At 70.9% G+C, this 5,932-nt stretch carries 5 protein-coding genes and 1 pseudogene; 3 read left to right on the plus strand and 3 right to left on the minus strand.

Annotation, left to right across the window (positions count from 1 at the left end; translation table 11 throughout):
* Window positions 1–400, minus strand: a pseudogene (locus ESO86_RS10025) (sensor histidine kinase); the annotation flags it as partial.
* 180 nt (window positions 401–580) lie between these two features.
* On the opposite strand from ESO86_RS10025, the gene ESO86_RS10030 reads away from it, so the two are divergent.
* Together ESO86_RS10030 and ESO86_RS10035 are read left to right on the plus strand one after the other, a co-directional pair.
* Entirely contained in the window at window positions 581–949 is a 369-nt protein-coding gene (locus ESO86_RS10030; protein WP_129234771.1) for a DUF485 domain-containing protein, read from the plus strand.
* Window positions 949–2,562: a solute symporter family protein gene (locus tag ESO86_RS10035; protein ID WP_129234772.1), complete on the plus strand. Its 1,614-nt coding sequence runs from the start codon at window positions 949–951 to the stop codon at window positions 2,560–2,562. Before ESO86_RS10030 ends, ESO86_RS10035 begins: the two co-directional genes overlap by 1 nt.
* Before the next feature lie 356 nt (window positions 2,563–2,918).
* On the opposite strand, the gene ESO86_RS10040 is transcribed toward ESO86_RS10035, so the two are convergent.
* Window positions 2,919–3,113 carry a hypothetical protein gene (locus tag ESO86_RS10040; protein WP_242492310.1) on the minus strand — a complete coding sequence of 65 codons (195 nt, stop codon included), beginning with the start codon at window positions 3,111–3,113 and terminating at the stop codon, window positions 2,919–2,921.
* Between the two features lie 161 nt (window positions 3,114–3,274).
* On the minus strand, window positions 3,275–4,675 hold the full coding sequence (gene lpdA / locus ESO86_RS10045) for a dihydrolipoyl dehydrogenase (protein ID WP_129234773.1): 1,401 nt from the start codon (window positions 4,673–4,675) through the stop codon (window positions 3,275–3,277).
* A gap of 130 nt (window positions 4,676–4,805) precedes the next feature.
* Here lpdA and ESO86_RS10050 point away from each other — a divergent pair, with 130 nt between their 5' ends.
* Window positions 4,806–5,795 carry a DMT family transporter gene (locus ESO86_RS10050; protein WP_242492311.1) on the plus strand — a complete coding sequence of 330 codons (990 nt, stop codon included), beginning with the start codon at window positions 4,806–4,808 and terminating at the stop codon, window positions 5,793–5,795.
* The last annotated feature ends 137 nt before the right edge of the window (window positions 5,796–5,932 follow it).

The raw sequence follows: 5,932 nt of genomic DNA on the forward strand, positions 1-5,932 counted from the left end.
CCGCGGCATCCGTCTCGCCGGACGGCGTCGGCACGCGCCGCTCGACCTGCGACCGGCCCGTCTCGACGGCCTCGACGGCCAGCCGCTCCGCGGCGGAGACCAGCGTCTCGTCGCCGTCGACCGCGACCGGGCCGCCCGTCATCACGAGCGCGAGCGTGTCGGCGCCGAGCAGCGCCTTGAGGTGCCGCGCAGCGCGCGCGGCATCCGTCTCGGTCATGTCGCCCCGCAGGTGCTTCGCGGCCCGTGAGGCGAGGTGCAGCGTCTCGTAGGTGGCCCGCTCGGCGTCGGTGCCGAGGTCCTTCGACTGCACCGCGAGGCGCCGGAGCAGCACCACGACGCCCACGGCGAGCGCGCCCGCGACGACGCCGGCAGCGGCGGCGAGCAGCATCGACTCGGGCATGCACGTCACTGTATCCGTCGTTCGTCGCCGCGCCGCGCCGTTCGTCGCACGGTCGGCGCCGCTCACCGACGACGAGCGGTCCGGGCCCCATGCGCGGCATCCGCGCGGTCAGCATGGACGCATTGCGACCGCAGCGGCGCGGGGCCTGCCCCGGCCGCATCCCCTCGAAGGAGAGACGCCATGGGCAATGAGGCCCTGAGTGCGGAAGTCGACCTGAGTCACGTCGACTACCCCGCCGTGCAGCAATCCCCGGAGTTCCAGGAACTCCGCAAGACCCACCGCAGTTTCGTCTTCCCCGTCCTCGCGGCGTGCCTCGTCTGGTACTTCGCCTACGTCCTGCTCGCCGTGTACGCGGTCGACTTCATGTCGACGCGCGTGTTCGGCAGCGTGAACGTGGCGATGGTCCTCGGGCTGGCACAGGTGGTCACCACCTTCGCCGTGACGATGTGGTACGTCCACTACGCCAACAAGCGGCTCGACCCGCAGTCGGAGAAGATCCGCACCGAGATCGAGTCCGGCGACTTCGAGACCGAGAAGGCGGTGCGCTGATGTTCGCGTTCGAAGCGGCGACCAGCTCGCCCGGCAACCCCTGGCTCAACATCGGCATCTTCGGCGCCTTCGTCGCGGTGACGATGGTCATCGTGTTCCGCGCCAGCCGGAACAACAAGACCGCGGCCGACTACTACGCGGCCGGCCGATCCTTCACCGGCGGGCAGAACGGCTCGGCCATCGCGGGCGACTACCTGTCGGCGGCATCGTTCCTCGGCATCGTCGGCGCGATCGCCCTGAACGGCTACGACGGGTTCCTCTACTCGATCGGGTTCCTCGTCGCATGGCTCGTGGCGCTGCTGCTCGTCGCGGAGCTGCTCCGCAACACGGGCAAGTTCACGATGGCCGACGTGCTCTCGTTCCGCCTGAAGCAGCGGCCCGTCCGGATCGCCGCGGCCACGACGACCCTCGTGGTGTGCTTCTTCTACCTGCTCGCGCAGATGGCGGGTGCGGGCGGCCTCGTGTCGCTGCTGCTCGGCGTGGGCGACCAGGTCGGCCAGGCCGTCGTCATCACGGTCGTCGGCGCGCTGATGATCCTCTACGTGCTCGTCGGCGGCATGAAGGGCACCACCTGGGTGCAGATCATCAAGGCCGTGCTGCTCATCGCGGGCGCCGGCGTGATGACGGTCTGGGTGCTCGCGCTCAACGGCTTCGACTTCTCGGCGCTGCTCGACAAGGCCGTCGCCGTGGCGGAGAACCCCGCGATCCTCGACCCGGGCCTGAAGTACGGCGTCTCCGAGGTCAGCAAGATCGACTTCATGTCGCTCGGCCTCGCGCTCGTGCTCGGCACCGCCGCGCTCCCGCACGTGCTCATGCGCTTCTACACGGTCCCGACCGCCAAGGAGGCCCGCAAGTCGGTCGTCTGGGCGATCTGGCTCATCGGCATCTTCTACGTGTTCACCCTCGTGCTCGGCTACGGCGCGGCGGCCCTCGTGGGTCCCGCCGTGATCGCCGGCGCGCCCGGCGGCCCGAACTCGGCGGCCCCGCTGCTCGCGTTCGCGCTCGGCGGCCCGCTGCTCCTCGGCCTGATCTCGGCGATCGCGTTCGCGACGATCCTCGCGGTCGTCGCCGGACTGACCATCACGGCGGCGGCCTCCTTCGCGCATGACATCTACGCGTCGGTCGTGAAGAAGGGCAAGCCCGAGCCGGGCGCCGAGGTCAAGGTGGCCCGTCGCACGGTCGTCATCATCGGCGTCGTCGCGATCATCGGCGGCATCGGCGCGAACGGCCAGAACGTGGCCTTCCTCGTGGCGCTGGCGTTCGCGGTGGCCGCGTCGGCGAACCTGCCGACGATCGTCTACTCGCTGTTCTGGAAGGGCTTCACCACCAAGGGCGCCCTCTGGAGCATGTACGGCGGCCTGATCTCGGCGATCGTGCTCATCATCTTCTCGCCGGTCGTCTCGGGCTCCGAGACGTCGATGCTGAAGACCGAGGCCATCGACTTCGCGATCTTCCCGCTGTCGAACCCGGGCATCGTCTCGATCCCCCTGGCCTTCCTCCTCGGGTGGATCGTGAGCGTCATGGACAAGACGGTCGAGAGCCCCGAGAAGCAGGCCGAGATGGAGGTCCGCTCGCTCACCGGCCTCGGCGCCGAGAAGGCGGTGAGCCACTAGAGGCTCCGGCGGCCGCCCGGGATGGGGTGATGGGGCGGCCGCCGGACACGACTGCGACGGGGTGGGACCGCCTGCCCACGACCTCGTCGCCGGCACGACGGGGGCGGATGCCTCGGGCCCACGGCCCGGCATCCGCCCCCGTTGCGCTGCGGCCGGTGCCATCACCGCCGCTGCCATCACCGCCGCCGACCTCGCTGCCGCCGACCTCGCTGCCGCCGAGCTCTGGCTCACCATCCGCTCGGGAGGAAGTTCCCGAGGACACGCGGCCGCGGCGGCCCGGGTTGCCGGCATGTCGGCATGAAGTTCCTCCCGAGCGCGCGCAGCGCCGCCTGCATCGCAGAGCCCGCCGGTGCGGCTCAGCGCGAGCGGCGACGCCGGGCCAGCCCGACCCAGAGCAGGGCGATCCCGCCGATCGCCACAATGGGGCCGATCACGGCCCACATCGTGACCCCGGACATCACCGAGCCCGGCAGGACGCCGACGCCCTGAAGAGTCCAGATGGTGCCGGCGACGGCGAGCACGGCGCCGAGGATGATCATGAGCAGGTTCACCGAACGGTCCTCTCCACGCGGGCGCAGGGGCACCCGGTTCCCACTCGAGCACGGAACGGGAGGAACTTCCGGATGGCGCGCCGCCGCGCCATCCGCTCTCACCGGCGTGTCGCCGGATTCCTCCTCCCGTTCGCGCACCGTGGGTGCGGCGCCGGGCCGCGTCACATGTTGATCATGTGCCCGGTGAGCCCGTGGAACGCCTCCTGCAGCGCCTCCGAGAGCGTCGGGTGCGTGTGCACGTTGCGGGCGAGCTCGAGCGCGCCGAGGTCCCACTTCTGCGCGAGGGTCAGCTCGGGGAGCAGCTCCGAGGCGTCCGGCCCGATGAGGTGGCCGCCGAGCAGTTCGTAGTGGGTCTTGTCGGCCACGAGCTTCACGAACCCGACCGGGTCGCCGAGGCCGTTCGCCTTGCCGTTCGCGGTGAAGGGGAACTTCGCGGTGATCACGTCGTAGCCCTCGTCGCGCGCCTGCTGCTCGGTGAGCCCGAACGAGGCGACCTGCGGCGAGCAGAACGTGGCGCGCGGCATCATCCGGTAGTCGCCGAGCTCCATGGTCTCGGCGTCGGCGATGGTCTCGGCCGCCACGACGCCCTGCGCCTCGGCGACGTGCGCGAGCATGAGCTTCGCGGTCGCGTCGCCGATGGCGTAGATGTGCGGCACGTTGGTGCGCATGCGGTCGTCGATCGCGATGGCGCCGCGCTCGGTGAGTTGCACGCCCGTGGCGTCGAGCCCGAAGCCCTCGACGTTGGGAGCGAAGCCGACGGCCATGAGCACCTTGTCGACGACGAGCGAACCCGGCTGCCCGTCGGCCCCGGTGTAGGTCACGGTGACCTGGGAGCCCTGGTCGGTCACCGTCTCGACCTTCGTCGAGGTCAGGATGGGCACGCCGAGGTTGCGGTACTGGCGCGTGATCTCCTTCGACACCTCGGCGTCCTCGTTCGGCAGCGCGCGGTCGAGGAACTCGACGACGGTGACCTCGACGCCGTAGTTCCGGAGCACGTAGGCGAACTCCATGCCGATGGCGCCCGCACCGACGATCGCGATCGAGCGCGGCAGGTCTCGGGTGAGGATCTGCGTCTCGTAGGTCACGACGTTGTCGGAGAGTTCGACGCCCGGCAGCAGGCGCACCCTGGAGCCGGTCGCGATGATCGCGTTGTCGAAGGTCAGCGACTCGACCGAGCCGTCGCCCTTCGCGACGTCGATGCCGTTCGGACCGGTGAACGAGCCGCGGCCGTCGAACTCGGTGATGCCGTTCTTCTTCATCAGGAAGTGCACGCCCTTGACGTGCTTCTCGGAGACCTGGCGGCTGCGGTCGTACGCCGCGCCGAAGTCGAAGTGCACGTCGCCCGAGATGCCGAAGGTGGAGGCCTGGGCGTGGAAGATGTGTGCGAGCTCGGCGTTGCGCAGCAGTGCCTTCGAGGGGATGCACCCGACGTTGAGGCAGACCCCGCCCCAGTACTTCTCCTCGATGACGGCCACCTTCAGGCCGAGCTGGGCGGCGCGGATGGCGGCCACGTAGCCGCCCGGACCCGCGCCCAGGACGATGACGTCGAAATGGCTGGTCATGGCGCCAAGCCTAGGCGCGGTGCGCCGGATCGGCACGGGCGGGGGCTCGTCGCTGCCAACCTTCGGCGGGTTCCGGACATCGCATTCCGGGACCCTCGTGGCCGGCCCCAGCGGGTCGTACCGTTGGCGGGTGAGCACCACCACCCCCTCCGGTCCCACCACCACCGCGCCGTCGACCGCGACGGCGCCGCGCCGCGGCGGCATCCGCACCTGGGCGCAGTTCCTCTCGGCGGGACTCGTCTGGGGTGCGAGCTTCCTGTTCATGGCCGTCGCGCTGGGCGGCGTCTCGTTCACCCAGGTCGCGTGGACGCGCACCGTGCTCGGCGGCCTCACGCTCGGCCTCGTCGTGCTCGCGGTCCGTCCGCGCGTCGCGGGCGGTCCGGTGCTGCCGCGCGAGCCGATCGTGTGGCTGCACTTCCTCGTGATCGGGGTGCTCGGGTGCGTGATCCCGTTCCTCCTGTTCTCGTGGGCGCAGCAGAGCGTGACCTCGAGCCTCGCCTCGATCCTCAACGCGACGACGCCGATCATGACCGCGGTCGCCGCCACGCTCGTCTTCCGGGTCGAGCGGCTGGATGCCTCGCGCTGGCTCGGCGTGATCGTCGGCATCCTCGGGGTGGTCGTCATCATCGCGCCGTGGTCCTCCGAGCTCGGTGGCAGCCTCGCGGGACAGCTCGCGTGCCTCGGCGCGACCGCCTGCTACGGCGTCATGTTCGGCTACACGCGCAGGTTCCTGAGCGGCCGGCCCATCGCGCAGACGACCTTCGCGTTCCTGCAGGTCGGCATGGGCGCGGCCGTGATGCTGCTGCTCACGCCGATCCTCGCCGTCGGCCCGGTGGCGCTCGACCTGCCGATCGTGGCGAGCCTCGCGGTCCTCGGCATCCTCGGGACGGGCCTCGCCTACGTCTGGAACATCGGCGTGATCCGCGACTGGGGTCCGACGAACGCGTCGACCGTCACCTACGTCACGCCCGTGGTGGGCGTCGTGCTCGGCGTGCTGGTGCTCAGCGAGCCGCTGTCGTGGAACGAGCCGGTGGGCGCGCTCGTCGTCATGCTCGGCATCGTGCTCGCCCAGGGGCGGGTGCGGATGCCGCTCGCGCGACGGTCGCCCGCGGCCGGGTGATCGCTCGCCCCTGTGCAGGGGCGACGCGATGTGATGGGGTGAGCAGGTGACGAGCGCCTCGCAGCCCGCCCCTCATCCCGCCGTCGACGCGACCTCCTCCGCGGCGGACCTCGCCGCGGCGTTCCGCGCGGGCGCGG

It is taken from the genome of Agromyces binzhouensis (assembly GCF_004135055.1).
Lineage (GTDB): Bacteria > Actinomycetota > Actinomycetes > Actinomycetales > Microbacteriaceae > Agromyces > Agromyces binzhouensis.

What these genes read in the sequence shown, in the direction of transcription:
- ESO86_RS10035 (WP_129234772.1), top strand. Translation starts at nt 949, where the DNA reads ATGTTCGCGTTCGAAGCGGCGACCAGCTCGCCCGGCAACCCCTGGCTC.
- ESO86_RS10030 (WP_129234771.1), top strand. Translation starts at nt 581, where the DNA reads ATGGGCAATGAGGCCCTGAGTGCGGAAGTCGACCTGAGTCACGTCGAC.
- lpdA (WP_129234773.1), bottom strand. Translation starts at nt 4,675, where the DNA reads ATGACCAGCCATTTCGACGTCATCGTCCTGGGCGCGGGTCCGGGCGGC.